The 22,990-nt window shown below is 72.5% G+C and carries 19 protein-coding genes; 7 read left to right on the top strand and 12 right to left on the bottom strand.

Annotation, left to right across the window (positions count from 1 at the left end; translation table 11 throughout):
• Window positions 1-20 precede the first annotated feature (20 nt).
• From ABWI07_RS30560 to ABWI07_RS30550, 3 genes are read right to left on the bottom strand one after another with little or no spacing between them, the layout of a single operon-like run.
• A complete protein-coding gene (locus tag ABWI07_RS30560; RefSeq protein WP_149261515.1) occupies window positions 21-1,010 on the bottom strand; it encodes an ABC transporter permease in 990 nt (329 codons plus the stop codon).
• Window positions 1,007-1,954 (bottom strand): ABC transporter permease, encoded by a 948-nt coding sequence (locus ABWI07_RS30555; protein WP_149261516.1) that lies wholly within the window; start codon window positions 1,952-1,954, stop codon window positions 1,007-1,009. Before ABWI07_RS30555 ends, ABWI07_RS30560 begins: the two co-directional genes overlap by 4 nt.
• Window positions 1,954-3,618, bottom strand: coding sequence for an ABC transporter substrate-binding protein (locus ABWI07_RS30550; RefSeq protein ID WP_149261517.1), 1,665 nt, complete (start codon window positions 3,616-3,618; stop codon window positions 1,954-1,956). Before ABWI07_RS30550 ends, ABWI07_RS30555 begins: the two co-directional genes overlap by 1 nt.
• 99 nt (window positions 3,619-3,717) lie before the next feature.
• Here ABWI07_RS30550 and ABWI07_RS30545 point away from each other — a divergent pair, with 99 nt between their 5' ends.
• A complete protein-coding gene (locus tag ABWI07_RS30545) occupies window positions 3,718-5,163 on the top strand; it encodes an aminopeptidase P family protein (RefSeq protein ID WP_353820640.1) in 1,446 nt (481 codons plus the stop codon).
• Between the two features lie 79 nt (window positions 5,164-5,242).
• Here the strand turns inward: ABWI07_RS30545 and ABWI07_RS30540 are convergent, their stop codons facing one another.
• The 3 genes from ABWI07_RS30540 to ABWI07_RS30530 form a co-directional block, all read right to left on the bottom strand.
• Window positions 5,243-6,514 carry a S1 family peptidase gene (locus tag ABWI07_RS30540; protein WP_353820639.1) on the bottom strand — a complete coding sequence of 424 codons (1,272 nt, stop codon included), beginning with the start codon at window positions 6,512-6,514 and terminating at the stop codon, window positions 5,243-5,245.
• Between the two features lie 199 nt (window positions 6,515-6,713).
• Window positions 6,714-7,382, bottom strand: a complete 669-nt coding sequence (locus tag ABWI07_RS30535) for a GntR family transcriptional regulator (RefSeq protein ID WP_149261520.1) — start codon at window positions 7,380-7,382, stop codon at window positions 6,714-6,716.
• 91 nt (window positions 7,383-7,473) lie between these two features.
• Window positions 7,474-8,430 carry a LysR family transcriptional regulator gene (locus ABWI07_RS30530; RefSeq protein WP_149261521.1) on the bottom strand — a complete coding sequence of 319 codons (957 nt, stop codon included), beginning with the start codon at window positions 8,428-8,430 and terminating at the stop codon, window positions 7,474-7,476.
• 273 nt (window positions 8,431-8,703) lie between these two features.
• Here ABWI07_RS30530 and ABWI07_RS30525 point away from each other — a divergent pair, with 273 nt between their 5' ends.
• Window positions 8,704-9,246 (top strand): ATP-binding protein, encoded by a 543-nt coding sequence (locus tag ABWI07_RS30525; RefSeq protein ID WP_160161023.1) that lies wholly within the window; start codon window positions 8,704-8,706, stop codon window positions 9,244-9,246.
• Window positions 9,247-9,256: 10 nt separating this feature from the next.
• On the opposite strand, the gene ABWI07_RS30520 is transcribed toward ABWI07_RS30525, so the two are convergent.
• The 6 genes from ABWI07_RS30520 to gcvPA form a co-directional block, all read right to left on the bottom strand.
• Window positions 9,257-9,922 (bottom strand): GntR family transcriptional regulator, encoded by a 666-nt coding sequence (locus tag ABWI07_RS30520; protein ID WP_149261523.1) that lies wholly within the window; start codon window positions 9,920-9,922, stop codon window positions 9,257-9,259.
• Between the two features lie 78 nt (window positions 9,923-10,000).
• Entirely contained in the window at window positions 10,001-10,645 is a 645-nt protein-coding gene (locus ABWI07_RS30515; protein WP_149261524.1) for a GntR family transcriptional regulator, read from the bottom strand.
• 34 nt (window positions 10,646-10,679) lie between these two features.
• The gene (locus ABWI07_RS30510) at window positions 10,680-11,438 is read right to left on the bottom strand and encodes an SDR family NAD(P)-dependent oxidoreductase (protein WP_149261525.1); all 759 of its coding nucleotides are present in this window, start codon (window positions 11,436-11,438) and stop codon (window positions 10,680-10,682) included.
• Between the two features lie 25 nt (window positions 11,439-11,463).
• Window positions 11,464-12,570: an ATP-NAD kinase family protein gene (locus tag ABWI07_RS30505; protein WP_353820638.1), complete on the bottom strand. Its 1,107-nt coding sequence runs from the start codon at window positions 12,568-12,570 to the stop codon at window positions 11,464-11,466.
• A gap of 10 nt (window positions 12,571-12,580) precedes the next feature.
• A complete protein-coding gene (gene gcvPB / locus ABWI07_RS30500; RefSeq protein WP_353820637.1) occupies window positions 12,581-14,161 on the bottom strand; it encodes an aminomethyl-transferring glycine dehydrogenase subunit GcvPB in 1,581 nt (526 codons plus the stop codon).
• Complete coding sequence (gene gcvPA / locus ABWI07_RS30495; RefSeq protein ID WP_353820636.1) at window positions 14,158-15,522, bottom strand: aminomethyl-transferring glycine dehydrogenase subunit GcvPA; 1,365 nt, start codon at window positions 15,520-15,522, stop codon at window positions 14,158-14,160. The genes gcvPB and gcvPA overlap by 4 nt, the downstream gene beginning before the upstream one ends.
• A 98-nt stretch (window positions 15,523-15,620) precedes the next feature.
• Between gcvPA and ABWI07_RS30490 the strand changes: the two genes are divergently transcribed.
• The 5 genes from ABWI07_RS30490 to ABWI07_RS30470 are packed head-to-tail and all read left to right on the top strand — an operon-like array spanning window position 15,621 to window position 22,911.
• Entirely contained in the window at window positions 15,621-16,970 is a 1,350-nt protein-coding gene (locus tag ABWI07_RS30490) for an ABC transporter substrate-binding protein (RefSeq protein ID WP_149261528.1), read from the top strand.
• Between the two features lie 4 nt (window positions 16,971-16,974).
• Window positions 16,975-17,919, top strand: coding sequence for a carbohydrate ABC transporter permease (locus tag ABWI07_RS30485; protein ID WP_353820635.1), 945 nt, complete (start codon window positions 16,975-16,977; stop codon window positions 17,917-17,919).
• Entirely contained in the window at window positions 17,916-18,761 is an 846-nt protein-coding gene (locus ABWI07_RS30480; protein WP_353820634.1) for a carbohydrate ABC transporter permease, read from the top strand. Before ABWI07_RS30485 ends, ABWI07_RS30480 begins: the two co-directional genes overlap by 4 nt.
• Window positions 18,758-20,761 (top strand): beta-galactosidase, encoded by a 2,004-nt coding sequence (locus tag ABWI07_RS30475; protein ID WP_353820633.1) that lies wholly within the window; start codon window positions 18,758-18,760, stop codon window positions 20,759-20,761. The genes ABWI07_RS30480 and ABWI07_RS30475 overlap by 4 nt, the downstream gene beginning before the upstream one ends.
• A gap of 2 nt (window positions 20,762-20,763) precedes the next feature.
• Window positions 20,764-22,911 carry an MGH1-like glycoside hydrolase domain-containing protein gene (locus ABWI07_RS30470; RefSeq protein ID WP_353820632.1) on the top strand — a complete coding sequence of 716 codons (2,148 nt, stop codon included), beginning with the start codon at window positions 20,764-20,766 and terminating at the stop codon, window positions 22,909-22,911.
• The last annotated feature ends 79 nt before the right edge of the window (window positions 22,912-22,990 follow it).

The following is a 22,990-nucleotide window of genomic DNA, read 5'->3' as shown; positions in this document are numbered from 1 at the left end:
ACCCCCCGGGTTCGCTTCGCTCATGCGTATCTCACCTGCGGGTCGATCGCCGCGTACAGCAGATCCACGACGAGGTTGGCGAACGTGATGAAGAACGCGGCGAGCAGCGCGACGCCCATCACGACCGGCTGGTCGGACTTGTCGATCGAGTCGATGGTGAGCCGCCCGATGCCCGGCAGCCCGAACACGCTCTCGGTGATCACGGCCCCGCCGAGCAGCGCGCCGAGGTCCATCCCGAAGACGGTGAGGACGGGGGTGAGCCCGGCGCGCAGCCCGTGCTTGCCGACGACCGTCCGCTCGGGCAGGCCCTTGGCGCGTGCCGTCCGGATGTAGGGCTCCGCCATCGTCTCCACCATCGACGCCCGGGACAGCCGCGCGTACATCGCCGCGTACAGGAGCGCGAGCGCGACCCACGGCAGGACGAGGTTCTTCGCCCAGGTGACGGGGTCCTCCGCGAACGGCGCGTAGCTGGAGTAGGGGAGCAGCCCGCCGATCTGGACGACCAGGACGGTCAGCGCCATCGCCGTGAAGTAGATCGGCAGGGACGCGGAGGTGAGCGTGCCCACCATCAGCGTCCGGTCGAGCAGCGAGTCCTTGCGCAGCGCCGAGACGACGCCGACGGTCACGCCGCCGGCGAGCCACAGGACCGCCGCGCCGATCCCGATCGAGACCGTGGTCGGCAGCCGCCGCATCATCAGGTCCCAGACCGGCATGTTGTTCTGGTAGGAGAACCCGAGGCACGGGAAGTGGCACTGGACGGCCTGCGGCCCGGTGCCGTAGCTCCGGCCCGCGAAGATGCCGCCGAGGTAGTCGGCGAACTGCCGCCACAGGGGCCGGTCCAGCCCCATCTGGTGGTGGAGCATCGCGAGCCGCTCCGGCGTGCACGACTTGCCGCACGCCTGCAGCGCCGGATCGGCGGGGAGCACGTAGAAGATCGTGAAGGTCACCGCGCAGATGACGAGCAGCACCCCGGCGACCCCGGCCAGGCGCACCGCGACGTACCGGATCACCGGCCCGCCCCCTTCGGGTCGAGGGCGTCGCGGAAGGCGTCGCCGAGCAGCGTGAACGCCAGTACGGTCAGCAGCAGGCAGACGCCGGGGACCACGAAGAACGTCGGGTCCACCTGGTACCAGTCGATCGCCTTGGCCATCATCTGCCCCCACGACGCGTTCGGCGGCCGGACGCCGATCCCGAGGAACGACAGCGCCGCCTCGGTGCCGATGTTGACCGGGATGGTGAGCGTCGCGTACACCAGGACCGGCGCCAGCAGGTTGGGCATGACCTCGCGGAAGACGATCCGGTGGCGCGGCATGCCGGTGGCGCGCGCGGCCTCCACGAACTCCCGGTGGCGCAGCGAGAGCGCCTGCCCCCGGACGATGCGCCCGATGTAGGGCCAGCCGAAGAAGCCCATGACGAACACCAGCTCCAGCGTCCGGTTCCCCTCGGGCAGCACCGACACCAGAGCGATCATGAAGATGAGCTGCGGGAACGACAGCACCAGGTCCATGACGCGGCTGATCGCCGCGTCGATCCGGCCGCCGGCGAAGCCCGCGGTGAGCCCGAGGGCGGTCCCGGCCGCGGTGGCGACGCAGGTCGCCGCGACGGAGATCAGCAGCGAGATCCGGGCGCCGTAGACCATGCGGCTGAACACGTCCCTGCCGGTGCCGGGCTCGACGCCCAGCCAGAAGTCGCCGTCGATCCCGCCGAACGCCCCCTTGGGCGCCCCGGCGAGCGCCTTGTCGATCTTCTCCGGGTGGAACTCGTTCGGGCCGTGCCCGTTGAGGGCGGTGAGCAGCGGGGCGGCGAGCGCGAGCAGCACGAACAGCGCGACGATCGCCAGTCCGGCGAGGGCGGCAGGGTCGCGGCGGAGCCGCCCGCCGGCCAGCGCCCACGGCGACCGGCCGGCGGGCGCCGGCACGCCGCCCGCCGCCTCGATGAGGGGCGGGGCGGCCACTACATCACCCCGATGGTGGCGAAGTCGAACTCGCCTTCCCAGATGGCGTGGCCGAACGTGCCGGTGACCTTGGAGCCGCGCAGCAGCGGCAGCTTGTCGTGGATCAGCGGGACCATCGGCGACAGCCCCATCAGCTCCCGGTCGAGCGCCGTCCACGCGCCCGGGTCGGTCCCCTTCACGGCCGCGCCGATCTTCTCGTTGACGGCCTCGTCGTTCAGCTGCGAGACGACGGTGTTGCCCTTGGGCGCGATGTTGCGCCCGTCGAAGATCGGCGGGATGAACGAGGCCGCGGACGGGTAGTCGGCGCACCACCCGTAGAAGACGAGTTCGTCCTCCTTCGCCGTGTCGCCGATGGTGTCGTAGTAGACGCTCTTGGCGACGGAGTTGATCTGGACCTTCACCCCGACGCGGGCGAGCGACTGCTGGACCGCCTCGGCCTCGGCCTTGCCCAGTTCGCTGCTGGTGGTCGTCAGGTCGATCGAGAACCCGGAGCCCTTGCCGGCCGCCGCGAGCATCTGCTTGGCCTTCACCGGGTCTCCGGTCGGCGGCGCCTGGTAGACGTCCTGGGCCCGCCCGCCGGTCATGGCAGGGGGAAGGTAGGAGCCGGCCAGTTCGCCGACGCCGCTGCCGCCGTGCGCGGTGCGGTAGGCCTCCTTGTCGACCGCGTACTGCATCGCCTGCCGCACCTTGGGGTCGTCGAACGGCGGCTTGGAGGTGTTCATCGCCAGGAACCGGGTGCACAGGCTGGTCGCGCTGACGAACCGCTTCTTCACGTCCGGGCGGGTGAGGATGCGGGGCATGCTCGCCGCGGCGACCGAGTACAGCGTGACGGCCCGCTGGTCCTTGCCCTGGTCGGCGATGAGCCGCTGGTCGATGGTGGCCTGGGCGAGGCCCTCCTCCACCACGATCCTGTCCGGGTTGGCCTGGCGGACGCCGTCGGTGGCCCTGTCCCAGTGCGTGTTCCTGACGAGGATCAGCCGCTGGCCGCGGTCGTAGGACTCGACCTTGTAGGGACCGGAGGAGAAGGGGCGCTTGTCGAAGTTGACGCCGGTGTCCTTGGCCTTGGGGACGGGGGCGAAGGTCGGCAGCGTGGTGACCTTCGGCCAGTCCATCGACGGTTCCTTCAGCCGGAACACGATCGTCCGCGCGTCCGGCGTCGCGATGGAGTCGAGGCCGCCCTTGTCCTTGTACGGCCCCTTGTAGGCGTCGCCGCCCTTCAGCATCGTCCGGGCGTACCCGGGGCCTTCCGGCAGGTCGGGCGCGAACGAGCGCTCGACCCCGTACTTGACGTCGGCGCTGGTGATGGGCGTCCCGTCCTCGAACTTCAGGCCCGGCTTGAGGCGGAAGGTCCACGTCCTGCCGTTGTCGGAGGTGGTGCCGGTGTCGGCCGCGAGGTCCGGGACGACCTTCGTGCCCTCCTGGCCCTCCTTCGCGGCGTAGGTGGTGAGCGTCCGGTAGAGGAGCCGCGTGCCGAAGTCCATCGCGAACATGACGTAGTTGCGCTGCGGGTCGAGATGGGCGAAGTCCTGCGTGTAGAGGACGGTGAGGGTGCCCCCGGACCTGGCGGCGGAGGAGTCGTCGCCCGAGCCGCAGGCGGACGCGCCGCCTGCGGCGGCCGCGAGGGAGAGGGAGAGGGCGAGGCAGGTCCTGGCCGGACGTTTCATGGCGTCTCCGTGCATCGTCGGGCGGAGTGCCATATAAAATAGTACAGTGCAATTGCACTACAAGCCCCGTTATCGAATCTCCACCTCCAGGACTTTCACATGGACGACCCTGCAGCCGGCCGTTTCGCGACGGGCAGCCACGACCTGCCCGTCTCCGAGACCCTCGCCTCCTTCATGACCCGTGACTGGGCCCCGAGCGGGAAACCGCTCCCGGTGCGCCAGTCCGTGGCGCCGTACGCGGAGAAGCGCCGCGCGGCGCTGTCGGCCCTCTTCCCCGGCGAGCGGCTCGTCCTGCCCGCCGGTCCGCCGAAGGTGCGCAGCAACGACTGCGACTACCGCTACCGCCCGCACACCGCCTACGCCCATCTCACCGGGGACACCGCCAAGGACACCGGCACCGGCGCCGTCCTGGTGATGGAGCCGACGGGAAGCGGGCACGACGCCGTCCTCTACCACCGGCCCCGGTCCCCACGCGACGACGCCGGCTTCTTCCGCGACCGCCGGCACGGGGAGTTCTGGGTCGGCCCCCGCGCCGCCCTCGCCGAGACCGAGGAGAAGCTCGGGCTCGCCTGCGCGCCGCTGGACGACCTGGCCGACGCGCTCCGCGGCTCGGTGCCGACCCGGGTGATCCGCGCAGTGGACCCCGAGGTCGACCGGGCCGTCCCGGCGCGCGCCCTCGAGGCCGACGCCGAACTGGCCGCCTGCGCAGCCGAGCTCCGGCTGGTCAAGGACGACTGGGAGATCGCCCAGCTCCAGGCCGCCGTCGACCACACGGTGGACGGCTTCACCGCGGTCGCCGCCGGGCTGAAGCGCGTCACCGGGATGCCGCGCGGCGAGCGGTGGGTGGAGGGCACCTTCGAGCGCGTCGCGCGCATCAAGGGCAACGGCGTCGGATACGAGACCATCGCCGCGGCCGGCGCGCACGGGTGCGTCCTGCACTGGACGCGCAACGACGGCACGCTGCGCCTCGGCGAGATGCTCCTGCTCGACGCCGGGGTGGAGACCGACACCCTCTACACGGCCGACATCACCCGCACCCTCCCGATGAGCGGGTGGTTCACCCCGCGGCAGCGGCAGGTCTACGACCTCGTCTACCACGCGCAGGAGGCGGGTCTGGCGGCCGTCCGCCCGGGCGCGAGCTTCCGCGACTTCCACATGGCCGCGATGCGCGTCATCGCCGAGGGGCTCCAGGACTGGGGCGTGCTGCGCAGCGCGGAGGACGCGCTCGATCCCGAGTCGGGCATCTACCGCCGCTACACCCTCTGCAGCAGCGGGCACATGCTCGGTATGGACGTCCACGACTGCGCGGCGGCGCGGGCGTCCCAGTACCTCGACGGGGAACTGCGCCCCGGGCACGTCCTGACCGTGGAGCCGGGCCTCTACCTTCAGCCCGACGACCTGACGCTGCCCCCGGAACTGCGCGGCATCGGCGTCCGCATCGAGGACGACATCCTCGTCACCGAGACCGGCGCCCGCCTGATGTCCTCCGCCCTGCCGCGCCACCCCGAGGAGATCGAGAGCTGGATGCAGTCCCTCAACGACTGACAGGCCGGCGCGCGTGTGGGGCGGTGCCGTGCCCGGATCTCCGGGCACGGCACCGCCCCTGTGCGCAGCGCCGACGAGGTCAGCCGCTGAGCAGTGACACCCCCAGGCCGGACAGGGCCCGGCCGATGGGCTCGTGGATCATTCCGCATCCCGAGTTCGGTCCGCCGCTCAGGATGCCGTGGGCGTAGTTGCCGTCGAAGACGCCGCTGCCGCTGTCACCGGGGCCGTCGCACGCGGTGCTCCAGGTCATGCCGGACAGCGTCCGGTCCGGGTAGGAGACGGTGGCGTCGACCTCGGTGATCGACCCGCACGTGTAGCCGGTGGTCGAGCCCTGCTTGCAGACGTATCCGCCGACGTAGTCGCTCTCGCTTCCGTAGATGGACGTCTGGGGGAGCACCCAGCCCCTGGGCTGCCACCAGCCCGGATCGTCGACCGACACGGCCGCGTAGTCGCCGTACCAGCCGAAGGTGTAGTCGGCGGCGCCGCCGACGTTCTGGTAGCCGTAGCTGTAGGTGGACACGTCCCACCAGTAGCCGATCTCGGCGCAGTGGCCCGCGGTCAGCATGTAGTACCGGCTGCCCGAGTACGTCATGAACGCGCTGGTGCAGCGCGCCCCGCCGGTGAAGATGGCGAGGCCGGACCGCAGCGGCGGGTCGCAGGCGTAGTCGTCCTGGCAGTACCGGGGCACCGACTTGTGGGCGTAGGTAGACACCCGCACGGCGCCGCCGAACGTCCGCCGCGCCCAGCCGACGACGTCGCGCTGGGCCGGGGTGAGCGGAGCGCCCTTGAGGCTGCTCAGCTTGACCACGTTCCCGGACGTGACGATGCCGGTCTGCAGGCCGTTCTTCGCGCCCTTGTTGGCCTCGGCGACCCGCTTGGCGAGCGAGGCCGACACCTGCTGGAGATGCCCGAAGCCGTACCGGACCTTCTTCGTCCTGGTGGCGCTCAGTCCGGCGGTCTTCGCCTTCGACCGCACCTTGGCCGACGCACTGGCACCGGTCACGCCGACGGTGAGTTCGCCGCCGTGCGCCTGGTCGATCCAGGCGCCGCCGTACGCCGCGCCGAGATCCTTGCCGAGCCGCGCGGCCAGCTTGAACTGCGCGGGCTGCCGGTCGGCCCGGCGGCGCGCCTCGGCCGCCGGGACGCCCTGGTCCTTGGCGATCTGCTTGACGAGTGTCTCCTTGGCCTCCTGCTGGATCTGGGTCTGGGACCTGCGGTCGGGGGAGGGGGCGGGGGGCGCGCCACGGTCACCGGGGGCGTCGGCGCGGGCCGGCGCGGTCAGTGAGGCCGCGGTCAGAGCGGCGGCCACGGCGACGGCCGCGGCGGCCCTTCTGCGCTTCGGGCGGACCATACGGGGGTTCCTCCTTCGCGGACGGGGGTGCCGCGGCGTCCGGCCGCGGCGTCCGCTAATGCAATGTGAAATTGCACTGTAAAATGTGAAACGTCACTTGCCAAGAGTGATCGCTCCGGCGAAGGCCCAGCTCGGACGGGTTACGGCCGGATCCGGCCAAGCGCCCCCGTGGAGGGGGGACGGTGGACGGGGGACGTGGTCAGCGGTGGTCGCCCCGCACGTGGTCGAGGTGGCGCGTCATGAGCTCCCGCGCCTCCTCGGCGTCGCCGGCGACCAGCGCGTCCAGCAGGGCGAGGTGCTCCTCCGCCGACGCCACCAGGGTCTCCGTCGAGGCCGGACGGATGAGGCCGTGCATCTGCGAGCGGCCGCGCAGGTCGAGGATCGTCTGGACCAGCGTCCGGTTGCCGGTGAGTTCGAGCAGTCCCGAGTGGAACCGGTGGTCGGCGTCGAGGAAGCCGATCGGGTCGCCTTCCCGCGCGGCCGCGAGGGCCTCCTCGGCGAGGGCGCGCAGCCGCGGGCGGGCCGCCTCGGGAACGGCGCCGGCCAGCCGGGCGACGGCGGGGACCTCGACCAGTTCCCTGATCTCGGTGAGTTCGGCGAGGTCGCGGGCGGACGGCCGCACGACGCGGAAGCCCCGGTTGCGCACGGCCTCGAACAGGCCGTCCCGGACCAGGTCGATCATGGCTTCGCGGACCGGAGTGGGGGAGATCCCGAACTCGTCCGCCAGGGCGGGGGCGGAGTACACGACGCCCGAGCGCAGCGTGCCCGTCGCCAGCGCCTTGCGCAGCGCCTCGGCCACCTGACCGCGCAGACTGCTCTGGCCGCCGAGGTCCGGCAGCCCGACCATGGCATCGGCCACCGGATCCATACGCCCTCCTCACCCACGATCAGAATACCGCCACGTAGACGGCCCGGAGCCCGGCGTCCCGCCCCGGCGCGGCATGATCACATCCGCGGGCTCAGACCAGCGGGTGGACCTGGGGATGGGCGTGCCACCAGGCGCCGAAGGCCGGGTGGGCGTCGGTGTGCTCCACGTAGGCGGCCGCCAGCCCCCGGTAGAGGGCCGCGGCCTCCTCCTCGCCCAGGCGGTCGCGGCGCCAGGCCACGATGAGCCTGCCGACCTGCGGCTCCCCGGCGAGGGGCCGCACGACCGTGCCGGGCTGCGGCGGCCAGGACGGGTCCACCAGCCGGACGCCGTGCCCCGCCGCGACCAGCGGGCACGCCGACCCGCTCGGCGCCTCGTAGCGCACGATCGGCTCGAAGCCGGCGGCGCGGCACGAGGCCCGCAGGGACGACAGCGAGCCGTCGTCGGCGCCCGGCGGGGCCACCCACGACTCGTCGCGCAGGTCGAACAGGTCGATCTCGTCCCGGTCGGCGAGCGGATGGTTCGCGGACAGGGTGACGAAGATCGGGTAGCGCGGCACCAGGGTGCGGGTGACCACCGGCGCCGCCAGCGGGATGTCGAACCCCTCCATGAGCCCGAGCAGCGCCGCGTCGAGATGGCCGCGGGCGAGGGCGTCGCCCAGCAGGGCGGAGGAGGGCTCGATGCGCAGCGAGATCTCGCGGTCGGGCAGCGCCTCGCCGACCCGCGCGACGATGCTCCCCACGCAGGCGAGATGGACGCACCCGAGGCCGAGGGCCTCCTGCGGGCCGCGCGGTCCGCGCAGGTCGCCGAACAGGGTGTCCATCTCCGACAGGATCGTCCGCGCCCGGCTGATGACCTGGCTCCCGAGCGGGGTCGGCTCCAGGCCGGACCGGCTGCGGGTGAACAGCGCCCCGCCGACGATCTCCTCGACCCGGCGGAGCTGGTTCGACATCGCCGGCTGGGACATCCCCATCCGGGCCGCCGCCCGGGTGACGCTCCCGGTCTCCGCCATCGCGCACACCATGCGAAGGTGACTGATGTCGAGATCCATAGCTGGAAATTATGCATCAGCCGATGACGTCCGACTCGGACCGGCCGCAATAATTCCCGTACTCCTCCACAAAGGTAGGCGATCCGGTATCAGCGGCCCCTCACCCTCGGTCTTCTGGGCCGTGATCGCGCGGATGGAAGAAGGGAGACCCCGTCTCGTCGGCCTCCAGGAGAGCCCTTCTCACCCCTTTGCCTCTCCTGGGGGCCGAACGCGCCCCCGGGAAATTCTCGTGGAAAGCGATCGCTTATGCCGGAACAGTCGCAGACAGCGGAGATGGCGGGTGCGGAACCGGCCGCCGGCGCCTTCCGGGCATGGCCTCTGCCGCCCAGTCCCAAGGCGGCGGCGGTCGCGCGCTCCATCGCCCGGTCGGTGCTCGGTGAGCTGGGCCTGCCCTCGGCCGCCGTCCGCGACGCCCAGACGGTCATCTCCGAGCTCGCCACCAACGCCGTCGTGCACGGCGACCGGGAGCGCGCCGAGGTGTGGGCGCATCTCGCCCGCCGTCCCTCCCTGCGGCTCACCTTCGAGGTGTTCGACGCCGGACCCTGGCGCGGTCCGGGCGCCACCGGGCCGGCGGACACCGACGCCCTGCTCGGCGGCGGGCCCTCGGACGCCTGCGGCGGCCGCGGCCTGCTGCTCGTGAACGCGCTCACCGGAGAGGCGGGTGGACGCTGGGGCGTCCGCCCCGCCCGAGCCCGGCTCGGTCCGAGCCCGGTCTCCGGCAAGGCGGTCTATTTCACCCTTCCGCTGCCGGAGGGGTCGGCGGCCCTTCTGTCACCGCCGCCGCCCGGGCCGGTGCCGTCGTGGGACCTGTGCTGAGCGGGCGCCGTCACCGGCCCTCGGGCCGGTCGGCCCAGATCCCGCGGACGTGCCGCAGGTGGTGGCGCATGAGCGCCTCGGTGGCCCGCGCGTCGCCGCTCGCCACCGCCTCGATCAGCTCCTCGTGCTCGCGCGCGGACGGTTCGAGCTCGCCCCGCTCCGCCAGCGTCGGCACGCCGTAGAGCCGCGACTTGTAGCGCAGCTCGCTCACCAGCCGGACGAGCTGGGCGTTGCCGCCGAGCCCGAGCAGGGCGAGGTGGAAGCGGTGGTCGGCGTCGATGTAGGCGAGCACGTCCCGCTTCTCGGCCGCCGCGACGATCTCCTCGGCGAGCGGCCGCAGCGCGCGGACCTCCGCGGCCCGGCCGGCCCGCGCGACCCGCACGACGGCGGGGATCTCGATCAGCGCCCGGACGTCGGTGATCTCGTCCAGCTCGTGGTCGGACAGCTCGCTGACCCGGAAGCCCTTGTTGCGGACGACCTCGACCAGCCCCTCCCGGGCCAGGTCGATCATGGCCTCCCGGACGGGGGTCGGCGACACCCCGAACCGCTCGGCGATGGCCGGGGCCGAGTAGACGACGCCGGAGCGCATCTCACCGCTGACGATCGCCGCGCGCAGCGCGTGGGCGATCTGGACCCGGACGCTCTTCCGCGGGCCGAGCGAGGGCAGGTTCAGCATCGGGTTCGCGACCCCCGGGCCTCGGTGACGGGTGGGCAGGGAGCAGAAGACTGCAGGTGAAATATGGTATTGCATTCGTCATCGCTCGGTGAGGCGGGCGAGGATCCGGTCCTTGCCGCTCTGCCAGTTGGCCTTCAGGGCCTCGACGGCCCCCTCGACGTCCGAGGCGACCAGGCGCTCGGCGATCCGCTCGTGCTCCTCGGCCGAGCGCTCCAGCACCTCCCAGTCGCCCACCACGACGCGCTCGTAGCGGTGCATGGTGAGCTTGAGGGAGGTGATGAGGTCCATCAGGCGCTCGTTCGGGCAGCCCGAGAGCAGAAGGTCGTGCCAGGCGTCGTCGTAGCGCTCTATCACCGCGTGCTCCGCCTCGGGGACGGAGAACGCGCGGGCCTCTTCCAGCAGCCGGGGGGCGACGGTGCGCAGGAACTCGGGGTCGGTCAGCTCCAGCGCCAGCGACTCCAGCGCGGCGACGATCGTGGTGAGGTCGTCGAACTCCTTGGGGCTCATCGGCGCGAACCGGAACCCCTTGCCGCGCTCGCTCACGATGATGCCCTCGCGCTCCAGCCCGATCAGCGCCTCGCGGAGCGGGGTGCGGCTGACGCCGAGGTCGGCGGCCAGCACCATCTCGTTGATCGCCTGTTCGGGGGCGAACTCGCCCTTGCCCAGCCGGTCGAGGATCTCGTCCTTGATCTGTTCGCGCAGGGGGCGGCGGTCGATCGGCATGCTGTCGTCTTCCTCTCCTGGGGTGACCGGACGGTCAGGCCGTGCCCGCGCCGTCGACCGGGATGACCGCTCCGCTGACGAACGAGGCATGGTCGCCCGCGAGGAACGCCACCATCGCCGCGATGTCGGCGGGCCTGCCGATCCGGCCGAGGGGGCGGTCCGCCGCGTCGGCGTAGAACGCCTCCGCCGGCTCGCCGAGCTGGCGGGCCTCCTCGGCGAGCATGCCGGTGTCGGTGTCGCCGGGGCACACGCAGTTGACCCGGATGTTCTGCGGCCCGTGGTCGATCGCCATGGCCCGGGTCATGTTCACCACGGCCCCCTTGGAGGCGCAGTAGGACACCGCCCGCGCTCCCCCCTGAATGCCCCAGCCGGAGCCGGTGTTGATGATACTGCCGCCCCCGGCGGCGGCCATCAACGGTATCGCCGCCCGGCTCATCAACATGATCGATCTGACGTTGACGGCCATCACGAGGTCCCAGTCGTCTTCGGCGATCTCCAGGACGGTGGAGCGGCGGATTATGCCCGCGTTGTTGAACAGGACGTCCACCCCGCCGTAGGCGTCCCGGGCGGCGGCGACGATCCGCTCGCAGTCGGCCGCGGCGGAGACGTCCCCGCGCACGAACGCGGCGCGGCCGCCCGCGGCCCCGATCGCGGACGCCGCCTCCGCCCCCGCCGGGTCGACGTCGGCCAGGACGACCGCGGCGCCGAGCCCGGCCATCAGCTCGGCGGCGGCCCGGCCGATGCCGCCCGCGGCCCCGGTGACCACGGCGGTCTTGCCTTCGAGTGAGTTCACGTTCGCGCTGCCTTTCCTCGGGCGGTCATCGGACGGGGTACATGGCGAACCGGCCGTGGCCGGTGAGCACGGGCAGGTGGCCGCGCAGGTCGGCGTCGAGGTCCTCGTCGCCGGTGTCGACCATCAGGGGCCGGCCGCCGAGCGACGCGAGCTTGGCCTCGGTCGCCACCACCGCGAGCCGGTCGCGGCCGGCCGCGCGCAGCACGGCGGGGGAGATCTGCTGGTTGCCCCTGCCGAACAGGAAACCCTGCCCGCCGATCGGAGTCACGGCTATCCACGCCGGGGCGGTCTCCACCAGCGCCTCCAGTTCGGCGGCGGAGACGTCCGCCGCGACGACGGTCCCGCCGCCCGCCAGCACGTTGACGCCCATGAGGGGGACGTCGGCGCCGAGCGCGGCAGCGACGGCGCGCATGGTCGTGCCGGGCCCGAGCACAAGCAGATCGGACGGCCCGGCGCGTTCCGCGAGGCCCGCGGCGATGCCGGACACCGACGACGGGTCGGCGACCGTGCCGCCCACCTTCCGCTGCTGGATGCGCACCGGTATGTCGGGCACCCGCAGGTGTCCGTACAGGCGCGCGGAGACCCGGCCGTCCCGGACGGCGTCCTCGTCCAGGTCCATCACCTCGGCGTCCCGGATCCGCACGCCGCCCGCGGCCATCAGGGCGGCCGCCTCCCCGGCGGCGCGAGGGGTGGCCCCGAACACCGCCGAGTGCATCTTCACGCCGGTGGGCACGCCGAGCACGGGGACCGCGGAGCCGACCGCGTCCAGCACGTCGCGCGCCGTCCCGTCGCCGCCCGCGAACAGCAGCAGGTCGACGTGCGGCGCGAGCGCCGCCGCGGCGCGCACGGTGTCGGCCGCCGCGGTCGGCTCGCCGGGCTCGTACCGGACGTCGGGGACCAGCCCGGCGCCCGCGACGGCGTCCTCTCCCATGGGCCCGCCCGCGGTCGGCACCGTGAACGGGCCGCCGAGCCGGGAGCGCAGTTCCGCCAGCGCGACCTCGGCGCGGCGCGACGCGCGCGGCGTCGCGCCGAGCGCGCGGGCCTTCTCCTGGACGTCGGCGCCGTCGCTGCCCTTGAGCCCGACCCGGCCGCCGAGCCCGGCGACCGGGTTCACCACCAGCCCGACCCTCATCGCGGCGCCCTCATTCCCCGAGGACCTTCCGGCGGTAGGCGCGCCAGGTGACCGCCCAGGTGGCCGGGTCGTCCAGGACGTCCTCGCGGGCGCGGTGCACGGTGGAGCGGTGCGGCGCGGTCCGGACGGTCTCCGGGTCCTCGTAGGCCTCCCGGGCGACCTCGGCGAGGATGGCGGCGTACTCGTCGAGGTCGGCCCTGGAGTAGGACTCGGTCGGCTCCAGCGTCATAGGCTCGGGGACGATGTACGGGTGGTGGCTCGTCCAGTAGTGGGTGCCGAAGTCGGCCGCGCGGAGGCCGATGTCCCCGCTGTGCACGCCGGTCTCCTCGGCGAGCCGCTCCCAGCTGTAGCGGACCTGCTCGATCCGCGGCCGCCCCGGCGCGTACGGCACCGACGCCCCGCGGATCTGGAGCACCTTCGCCATCAGGTAGTTGTTGTTGAGGACGGCCGTCTCCGCGGCCTCGCGCAGCCCCTCCCCGCCCAGTGACATGATCCAGGCGTAGGCGCGGACCAGGTTCGGCACGACGCCGTAGAACGGCCGGATCTTCCCGATCGACTCGGGCCGGTCGTCGTCCAGCCGGTACCGGGTGCCATCGAACTCGACGGTCGGCGTGGGCAGGTAGGGGGCGAGCTCCGCGGTCACGCCGCAGGCGCCCGCGGCGGGCCCGCCGCAGGCGTGCGGCGTGGAGAACGTCTTGTGCAGGTTGAAGTGGCACAGGTCGAACCCGGTGTCGCGGGCGCGGGTGATGCCGAGGATGCCGTTGGCGTTGGCCTGGTCGTAGGCGCACAGCCCGCCGGCCTCGTGCACGATCCGGACGAACTCCTCGATCCGCGGGTTGAACAGCCCGGTGTCCTCGGGGTTGGTGATGAGCAGGGCCGCGGTGCGGGGGCCGACGGCCCGCCTGAGCGCCTCGATGTCGGGGTAGCCGTCGGCGTCCGGGTACAGGGTGATGACCTTGTACCCGGCCGTCTTGGCGCAGGCCGCGTTGGAGGGGTGCGAGAAGATCGTGGTGATGACCTCGTCGCGGGTCTCGGCCTCCCCGCGCGCCGCAAAGTAGGCGCGGATCATCGCGACGTTGGTGTAGATCGCGGCGGAGCCGGCGCCCGGCTGGAGCGTGAACCGGTCCATGCCGGAGATCTCGCGCAGCAGCCCCTCCAGCCGGTACATGATCTCCAGGACGCCCTGCACGGTCCGCTCGTCCTGCAGCGGGTGGAGGCCGGCCACCTTCGGGTCGCGGACGAACCGGTCGTTGACCTTGGGGCTGTACTTCATGGTGCAGGTGCCCTGGCCGACGTCGACGTTGAGGTCGGCGCCGAGGTTCTCCTGCGACAGCCGCAGGTAGTGCCGGAGCACCTGGGGCTGCGACAGCTCCGGCAGCGCGGGCGGCGCGGCGCGGCGCAGCCCGTCCGGGAGGACGACGTCCGCGGGCACCCCCGGCGCGGGCGGCAGCACGCCGCGCTCACCCGGGGAGCCCAGCTCGAACAGCAGCGGCTCGTCCCAGCGGGCCTGGTGGAACCGGCGCAGCGGGGGCTTCGGCCCGATCTTCGCGTCGGCGGGGGCGAGGGGGGAGGGGGTCGGGCCCGTCTTCACTTCACGATCTCCTGGAGGGTCTCGGCCAGCCGGTCGATGTCGTCCTTGGTGTGGATCTCGGTGACGCAGTACAGCGCGTCGGTCCCGGACAGGACCCTGCCGCCGAAGATCCCGTGGTCCAGCAGCGCGTCGCCGACCTCGGCGGCGGAGCGCGAACCGGTGAAGCGGAGGGTGAAGTCGGCGAAGTGGGGCGCGTCCGCGTAGGGGGCCTCGACGCCGGGCACCTGGGCGAGCCGGTCCAGCGCGTACCGGGTGTTAGCCAGGATCGTCTCCGCGACGTCCCGCATGCCCTGCGGACCCATCAGCGCCAGGAAGACCCCGGCGGCGATGCCGTTCAGTGCGGCGGCGGTGCCCACCCACTCCTTGCCCTCCTCGCGGACGGCGAAGGAGGTGCGCTCGTAGGCCACGTCCCCGAAGCCGTATTCGCCCTCGACACTGGTGGGCGCCAGGCCGAACAGCCGGGAGGGGAACTCGCCCACGTAGAGCTCCTCGTCCCGCGTCGCGATGAAGCCGCCGTTCATCCCGCCGTAGCTCATGGGCAGCCCGAGCGGCTGGACGTCGCCGCAGACGATGTCGGCGCCGTACTCCGCCGGCGGGGTCACCACCCCCAGGGAGATGGGGTTGCAGCCGACGACGTACTGGGCCCCGGCCTCGTGCGCGATCTCGGCCAGCGACGGCAGCGCCGGATCCAGGATCCCGGACGCCGAGGGCGCCTCCGCGAACACCGCCGCGACGTCCCCGGCCGCGAGCTCCGCCCGCACGGCGGCCGGGTCGGCCAGCCCGGTCGCGGGGTCCACCGGCACGAGCACCACCTCGTGGACGGGACGCACATAGTCCTGGATCTTGGACAGCTTGTCCGGGTCCACGGCCGTCACCAGCAGCAGCCGCCGGGCGCCGGTGATCCGCCCCGCCATGCGCAGCGCGGTGGCGGCGGCCTGGTGGCCGTCGTACACCGGCACGCTCACGACGTCCATCTCCAGCAGCTCGCCCATCAGCGACTGGTACTCCCAGAGCGCCTGGAAGCGGCCGTGGTCCTCGTACGGCTCGCCCGCGTACGCGGTGAGGAACTCGCTCCGGTTGACCACCTCGTCGACCACCGCGGGCACGTGGTGGTGGTAGCACCCGGCGCCGAGGAAGCTCAGCGACTCCTGGGCGCTGGTGTTGCGCCGCAGCAGCCCGCCGACGTGCCGGACCAGCTCGGCCTCGGAGCGCAGCGGCGGCGGCAGGTCCAGCGGGCGGTCCAGCCGGATGCGGCCGGGCACGTCCGCGTAGAAGTCCTCGACGCTCTGCGCCCCGATCGCCGCCAGCATCGCCCGCCGCACCGCCGGCGCCGAGTTCGGGATGTAGGGGTGCGCGTTCATCTCGCTCTCCTTCACATTCCTTGCCTCACCCTCTTGACGAAAACACATGATGCAGTGTGCTGTATACAGAATTATCCCGAATCTCCTGGGGAGGCAAGATGGCGACCAACCCCGAACGGTCGATCATCGGACGCCGGACCGTCCTGACCGCCGGAGTCGCCGGAGCCGTCTCGGCGCTGCTCGGCGCGAGCGGCTGCGCCACCGGAGGCGGCGCGAAGAAGGCCGGGCCCGCGCTCAGCGCGGGCGCACAGGCCAAGATCGAAGGGAAGGTCAGCGTCTGGTCGTGGGACGTCGCGGCGAAGGCGCTGAAGCGGCTCGCCCCCGCCTTCGAGCAGCGCCATCCCGGGACCAGCGTCGACGTCGTCGACATCGGTTACGACAACGCCTACGACAAGATCACCGTGGGGCTGAAGTCGGGGAAGGGCCTGCCCGACGTCCTCACCATCGAGGGCACGCGGCTGCCCGGCTACATCGGCGCCTTCCCGGGCGGGCTGTACGACCTGACGCCCCTCGCCGGCGCCCGCGAGGCCGAGTTCGCCCGCGCGGCGTGGAAGGACGTCACCGACGGCCACGGCAAGGTCTTCGCCCTGCCCTGGGACGGCGGGCCCTGCGCCCTCTACTACCGCACCGACATGTTCGAGAAGGCCGGCGTCGACCCGGCGGGCATCGCGACCTGGGACGACTACGTCCGCGCCGGCGAGCAGATCAAGGCCAGGACCGGCAAGAAGCTCCTCGTCATGGACCCGCAGGAGGACAGCATGTTCCCGATGCTGCTCCAGCAGCAGGGGCAGGGGTACATCCGCGACGGGAAGGTCGCCGTGGCGGACCGAGAGGCCGTCCGCGCCGCGACACTGCTCAAGACGCTCGCCGACAAGGACCTCATCGCCTTCGAGAAGGGCTGGGACGGCCTCGTCTCCGCGACCAAGGCGGGCAAGGTCGCCACCACCCCCTACGCGGTTTGGTGGTCGGGCACTCTCACCGACGAGATGCCCGAGCTGAAGGGCAAGTTCGGGGTCGTGCCGCTGCCCGCGTTCGACCAGGGCGGGGTGCGGACGTCCAACGACGGCGGGTCGACGCTCGCGGTCAGCGGCCGCAGCGCGAACGCGCGGGCGGCGTGGGCGTTCATCGAGTTCGCCCTCGCCGACACCGCCAACCAGGTGTCCATGCTGAAGAACGAGGGCCTGTTCCCCGCCTACCTGCCCGCGCTGAAGGACCCGTTCGTCACCGCGCCGCAGCCCTACTACGGGGACCGGCCCGTCTTCGCGACGTTCGCCGACCTCGCGAACAAGGTCCCGCCGATCGAGATCACCAAGGACGCCCCCAAGGCGCGGGACGTCGTCCTCCGCACCGTCTCCGGAATCGTGCTGCACGGGGACGACCCGGCGAAGGCCCTGGGCTCGGCGGCCAAGCAGATCGCCGCCGCGACCGGCCGGCCGATCGCCGGGTGACGCCGTGGCCGTCGACGTGACGAAACGGAAGGCCGGAGCCGCCTCGGCGGACCGGCCGGACGCGCCGCCGCCCCGGTGGCGGGAGCGGTGGCGCCGCCGGACCACTCCGTGGGTCTTCGCGGGCCCGGCGGCGGCGCTGCTGGCGTTCTTCTTCGCCTATCCGCTGCTGGCCGGCCTCTACCAGAGCTTCACCGCCGACCGCGACGGCGTGACGACCTGGGTAGGGCTCGCGCAGTACCGCCGCATGGCGGCGGACCCGGTCTTCTGGGCGGCGCTGCGCAACACCGGCCTGATCCTGCTCGTCCAGGTCCCGGTCATGATCGGGCTGGCGCTGCTGCTGGCGTTCGGGCTGAACCAGTCCTGGCTGCGGCTCCGCTCGGGCTTCCGCATCGCCTACTTCCTGCCCGCCGTCACGATGCTGGTCGCCTACTCGGTGGTGTTCCGCGTCCTGCTCAAGACCGACGGCGGCCTGGTGAACCAGCTGCTCGACGCGGTGGGCCTGCCCGCCGTCGACTGGCTGAACGGCCCCGGCTGGGCGCGGCTGGCGCTGATCGGCTCGATCACCTGGCGGTGGACGGGCTACAACGCGGTCATCCTGCTCGCCGGGCTCCAGGCGATCGGCCGGGAGCAGTACGAGGCGGCCGCCATCGACGGCGCCGGAGCCGTCACCACCTTCGTCCGGGTGGTCATGCCGCAGCTGCGCCCCGTCATCCTGTTCTGCTCGGTGACCTCGACGATCGGAACGCTCCAGCTCTTCGACGAGAACTACGTGCTGACCGGCGGCGGACCCGGCAACGCCACCACCACGCCCGTCCTCTACCTGTACAAGGTCGGCTTCGAGCAGCTCGACTTCGGCTACGCGGCCGCCATCTCCTGGGTCGTCGTCGCGGTCATCGGGCTGATCTCCTACGCCCAGTTCCGCTTCTTCGGGAAGGAGGCGTCCCGGTGAGCCCCGCCGCCCGAGGAAAGGGCCGTCCCAGGGCGGGCCGGGTGCTCGCCTCGCTGCTGCTCCTGGCCGGCGCGGTCGTCAGCGCGGCGCCGTTCTACTGGATGGTGGTCGCCTCCACCCGCGACGACTCCGAGCTGTTCGCGTCCCCGCCGCCGTTCCTGCCTGGCGGGCGCTTCCTGCACAACCTGGTGGAACTGGAGCACAGCATCGGCTTCGGCCGGGTCATGCTCAACAGCGCGGGCGTCGCCGTCGTCTACACCGTGCTCAGCTCGCTGGTCTCCGCCATGTGCGGGTACGCGCTGGCCAAGTACCGGTTCCGGGGACGGCGGCTGCTGCTCGGCGCGGTGCTGGCGACCATGATGATCCCGTTCCAGGTCCTGCTCGTCCCGCTGTTCCAGATGATGGCGAGCCTCGGATGGGTCGACACCTACCAGGCGGTGATCCTGCCGTTCCTGGCCAACTCGTTCGGCATCTTCCTGATGCGCCAGGCGTTCCTCGGCTTCCCGGACGAGCTGATCGAGTCGGCCCGCATCGACGGCGCGGGCGACCTGCACATCTTCTACCGGGTCGTCCTGCCGGTGGTCAGGCCCCAGTTCGGCGCGCTGGTGATCTTCACCTTCATGACGCAGTGGAACGCCTTCCTGTGGCCGCTGCTGATGCTGAACACCGAGGACAAGTACACCGCGCCGGTCGCGCTGTACACGCTCATCGGCCAGAGCCACGTCGACTACACGGGCCTGATCCTCGGCTCCTTCCTGGCGACGCTCCCGCTGATGGCCATCTTCTTCCTGTTCCAGAAGCAGTTCGTTTCCGGGCTCCTAGGAGGGGCGGTTAAAGGATGATTCGGGTGCGGGGGCTGCTTTATGGCGGGGACTACAACCCCGAGCAGTGGTCCGAGGAGGTCTGGGCGGAGGACGTCCGGCTGATGAACAAGGCCGGGGTCAACCTGGTCACGGTCGGCGTGTTCTCGTGGGCGCGGCTGCAACCCGGCCCGGACGAATGGGACTTCGGGTGGCTCGACCGGCTGCTGGACCTGCTCGCCGCGCACGGCGTGGCCGCCGATCTCGCCACCGCCACCGCGTCGCCGCCCGCGTGGCTGGTGCGCGCCCATCCGGAGGTCCTGCCCGTCACGGCGGACGGGGTGCGGCTGGAGTTCGGTTCCCGCCAGCACTACTGCCCCTCCTCGCCCGTCTACCGGGAGTCGGCGGCGCGGCTGGCCCGGATGATCGCTCGGCGGTACCGCGACCATCCGGCGGTCGTGCTTTGGCACGTCCACAACGAGTACGGCGACCATGTGACCGAGTGCTTCTGCGCGGCGTCCGCGGCCGACTTCCGGGCCTGGCTGCGGGAGCGGTACGACGGCGTCGCGGAGCTGAACCGCGCCTGGGCGACCGACTTCTGGTCGCAGCGCTACGGCCGGTGGGAGGAGATCGAGCCGCCGCGCACCGCGCCCGGACCGGTGAACCCGACGCAGCTGCTCGACTGGCGCCGGTTCTGCTCCGACGCCCTGCTCGGCTGCTACCTGGCGGAGAAGGCCGTCCTGGACGAGGACGGCGGGGGCCTCCCGGTGACGACGAACTTCATGTCGATGTTCAAGCCGCTGGACTACTGGAAGTGGGCGGCGCACGAGGACGTCGTGTCCGACGACGCCTATCCCGACCCGGCCGACCCGGCGGCGCACGTGAACGCCGCGATGAACTTCGACCTGATGCGCTCGCTGAAGGGCGGGCGGCCGTGGCTGCTCATGGAGCAGGCGCCGTCGGCGGTGAGCTGGCGCCCGGTCAACGTGCCGAAGCCGCCCGCGCTGGGCAGGCTGTGGTCCTTCCAGGCGGTGGCGCGCGGCGCGGACGGCGTCCTGCACTTCCAGTGGCGGGCGTCGCGCGCCGGGGCCGAGAAGTTCCACAGCGCGCTCCTGCCGCATCGCGGCACGGGCTCGCCGCAATGGGACCGGACCGTGCGCCTCGGCCGCGACCTCGCGCGGCTCGCCGAGATCGCCGGTACCCGAACCACGGCCGATGTCGCGATCGTCCTGGACTGGGAGTCCTGGTGGGCCCTGGAACTGGACGACCACCCCTCGTCCCGGCTCCGGCTCAAGGACCTGACGCTGTCCTGGTACGGGGCCGCGTACGCGCGCAACGTGACCGTCGACTTCGTCCCCCGGGGCGCTGATCTGGCGCCGTACCGGGTCGTGCTGATGCCCAACCTCTACATGGTGAGCGACACGACGGCCGCCTGGCTCGGCTCGTACGTCGCGGGCGGCGGCCGGCTGGTCTGCGGCTTCTTCAGCGGCATCGTCGACGACCACGACCATGTGCACCTGGGCGGCTACCCGGCACCGCTCCGGGACGTGCTCGGAGTCGTCGTCGACGAGTTCTGGCCCGTGCCGGACGGCGCGTCCGTCGATGTGGCGTTCGGCGACCGCACGCTCCCGGCGACGCTCTGGAGCGAGTGGCTGGAGACGGCCGGGGCGGACACCGCGGCCGTCTACGGCCCCGGTGCGCTCGCCGGGCGACCGGCCGTCACCCGCAACGCGCACGGCACGGGCCGGGCCTGGTACGTGAGCTGCCATCTGGACGACGGCATCGCCCACGTCCTGGACGAGGCGTTCGCCGACGCCGGCGTCCGGCCGGTGCTCGACGTCCCGGCCGGGGTCGAGGCGATCCGCCGCGACGGGCCCGGCGCGTCCTACCTCTTCCTGCTCAACCATCGCGACGCCGAGACGGACGTGCCCGTCCCGGACGGCGTCGACCTCCTGTCCGGTGCCGCCGTGCGGGACGCGCTGCGGCTGCCCCCGCTCGGGGCGGCGGTGCTCAGGACGGCCCACCCCCACCCCGAGAGGTGATCATGCGACGATCGCGCAACGTCCTGGCCGGGCTGACGCTCGGCTCCGCCCTCATCACCACCGCCGTGCCGGCGTCCGCCGCGGAGACCACGGGCCCGGAAGGCTACGCCGACGTGCTCGACATGCACGGCGTCCCGGCCAACGCCCTGCCCGCGGAGGTCAACGAGGTCAACGTGTTCAGTGACCGCGGCGCCTGGCACGCCTACGCCCTGCCAGGGCCAGGCGACAAGGACGCGTACGGCGGATTCTCCGGGCCGCTCTACATCGCCCAGGAGTACCCGTGGTGGCTGAGCAAGGCCTTCAGCCGCATCAGCCTGCGCGTGGACGGCCGGGACCTCGACCTCGGCGCCGCCGGCGCGCCCCGGCTCACCGCGCTGCCCGGGATGCTGCGCCAGGTCTACGACCTCCCCGGCCTGCGGCTCACCCTCGAACTGCGCTTCGCCTCCGGGCACAGCGCGCTCGTCCGGGCGTCCGTCGCCAACACCGGGTCCGGCACCCGGACGGTGGAGGTCGGCTGGAGCGGATCGCTCCTGCGCCCGGACGACGAGCCGATGAAGAGCGCGCCGTCCCTGGGCGCCACGCCGCGCGGAGTCGAGGTCGGCTTCGCCCGCGTCCGCGAGCAGTGGGACTACCTCACCGACGGCACCGAGCGGTTCGAGGTGACCCACGCCGAGCCGGTCCGCACCACCGTCACCGGCGACTCCTACCGCACCGGCCTGGTGCGGCCGCTCACCCTCGCGCCGCGCGGCTCGTCCACGCTGACCTGGGCCGAGACCTACACCTTCACCGCCGCCGAACGCGAGCGGGAGGCCCGGGTCGTCCGCGACCTGCTGCGCCGCCCCGGTAAGGCGATCGGCGACACCGACGCCCGCTGGCGCCGGTACGTCGCGGACGTCACCGACGGCGTGCCCGCCGGGCGGCGGCGCCTCGCGGTCAAGGCGCTCGAAACCCTCGTCACCAACTGGCGCGGCCCGGCCGGGAGGCTCGAACACGGCGGCGTCACGCCGTCGATCTCCTACAAGTGGTTCACCGGCGGCTTCTGGGCCTGGGACACCTGGAAGCAGGCGGTCGGCGTGGCCCGCTTCGACCCGGCGCTCGCCGAGTCGCAGATCAGGTCGATGTTCGACCACCAGGTCACCGCGGCCTCGCGGACCCGGCCGCAGGACGCCGGCATGATCCCCGACTGCCTCTTCTACAACGACCCGGCCCGCGGGGGCGGCAACTGGAACGAGCGCAACACCAAGCCCCCGCTGGCCGCGTGGGCGGTCTGGGAGACGTACCGGCGAAGCGGCGACGTCCGGTTCCTGCGCGAGATGTACCCGAAGCTCCTCGCCTACCACGACTGGTGGTACCGCAACCGGGACCACGACCACGACGGCCTCGCCGAGTACGGCGCGACCGTCGACCCGGCCAACGACACGCCGGAGGCCCGGCGGCAGGCAGCCGCGTGGGAAAGCGGCATGGACAACGCCCCGCGCTTCGACGCCGCGCTCGGCACCACCGCCGTGGAGAACCGGGACGCCGCCGGACGGGTCGTCGGCTACTCGCTGAACCAGGAGTCCGTCGACCTCAACTCCTACCTCGCCGCCGAGAAGGGGTACCTCGCGGCGATCGCGCGGCGGCTCGGCGACCGGGCGGCGTCCCGGCGCCTGACCGCGCAGGCGCGGACGCTGACCGCCGCGATCCGGACGGCGATGTACGACCCGGCGACCGGCTTCTTCTACGACACCGACCTCGCGTCGGGCCGGCGCCTCACCGACCGGGGCCGCGGCATCGAGGGCGCGATCCCGCTGTGGGCGGGCGTCGCGACGGGCCCGCAGGCCGCCGCCGTCCGCGGCAGGCTCACCGATCCGGACGAGTTCGCCACCCCGATGCCGTTCGCGACGGTGTCGAAGAGCTCGCCGTACTTCGCCCCGGAGAAGTACTGGCGCGGCCCCGTCTGGCTCGACCAGGCCTACTTCTCCCTGAAGGGCCTGGAGAGGTACGGCTACCGCGCCGACGCGTCCGCTCTGGCCGACCGCCTGCGCGGCTCGGCGTCGGGCCTGCTCGGAGACGGACCGATCATGGAGAACTACAACCCGCTGACGGGCGCCCCGCTGAACTCGACCAACTTCAGCTGGTCCGCCGCCCTGCTGCTGGCCCTGGACTGAGACGACCGGGCCCGGGCCCCCCCGCGGGGGGGCGGGGCCGGGGGGTGGGCCGCCGCGGTGAGGGGGTGGGGGGGGAGCC

Source organism: Actinomadura sp. NPDC000600 (assembly GCF_040492135.1).
Taxonomy (GTDB): Bacteria; Actinomycetota; Actinomycetes; order Streptosporangiales; family Streptosporangiaceae; genus Spirillospora.
Note: the sequence above shows the minus strand (reverse complement) of the source record. Positions and strands in the feature narration are given on the sequence as shown.

Excerpts from the sequence above, each read along its gene's own strand:
- ABWI07_RS30475 (WP_353820633.1), top strand. The coding sequence starts at position 18,758 with ATGATTCGGGTGCGGGGGCTGCTTTATGGCGGGGACTACAACCCCGAG.
- ABWI07_RS30540 (WP_353820639.1), bottom strand. The coding sequence starts at position 6,514 with ATGGTCCGCCCGAAGCGCAGAAGGGCCGCCGCGGCCGTCGCCGTGGCC.
- ABWI07_RS30520 (WP_149261523.1), bottom strand. The coding sequence starts at position 9,922 with ATGCTGAACCTGCCCTCGCTCGGCCCGCGGAAGAGCGTCCGGGTCCAG.
- ABWI07_RS30545 (WP_353820640.1), top strand. The coding sequence starts at position 3,718 with ATGGACGACCCTGCAGCCGGCCGTTTCGCGACGGGCAGCCACGACCTG.
- ABWI07_RS30525 (WP_160161023.1), top strand. The coding sequence starts at position 8,704 with ATGGCGGGTGCGGAACCGGCCGCCGGCGCCTTCCGGGCATGGCCTCTG.
- ABWI07_RS30470 (WP_353820632.1), top strand. The coding sequence starts at position 20,764 with ATGCGACGATCGCGCAACGTCCTGGCCGGGCTGACGCTCGGCTCCGCC.
- ABWI07_RS30505 (WP_353820638.1), bottom strand. The coding sequence starts at position 12,570 with ATGAGGGTCGGGCTGGTGGTGAACCCGGTCGCCGGGCTCGGCGGCCGG.
- ABWI07_RS30530 (WP_149261521.1), bottom strand. The coding sequence starts at position 8,430 with ATGGATCTCGACATCAGTCACCTTCGCATGGTGTGCGCGATGGCGGAG.
- ABWI07_RS30535 (WP_149261520.1), bottom strand. The coding sequence starts at position 7,382 with ATGGATCCGGTGGCCGATGCCATGGTCGGGCTGCCGGACCTCGGCGGC.
- ABWI07_RS30490 (WP_149261528.1), top strand. The coding sequence starts at position 15,621 with ATGGCGACCAACCCCGAACGGTCGATCATCGGACGCCGGACCGTCCTG.
- ABWI07_RS30550 (WP_149261517.1), bottom strand. The coding sequence starts at position 3,618 with ATGAAACGTCCGGCCAGGACCTGCCTCGCCCTCTCCCTCTCCCTCGCG.
- ABWI07_RS30515 (WP_149261524.1), bottom strand. The coding sequence starts at position 10,645 with ATGCCGATCGACCGCCGCCCCCTGCGCGAACAGATCAAGGACGAGATC.
- gcvPA (WP_353820636.1), bottom strand. The coding sequence starts at position 15,522 with ATGAACGCGCACCCCTACATCCCGAACTCGGCGCCGGCGGTGCGGCGG.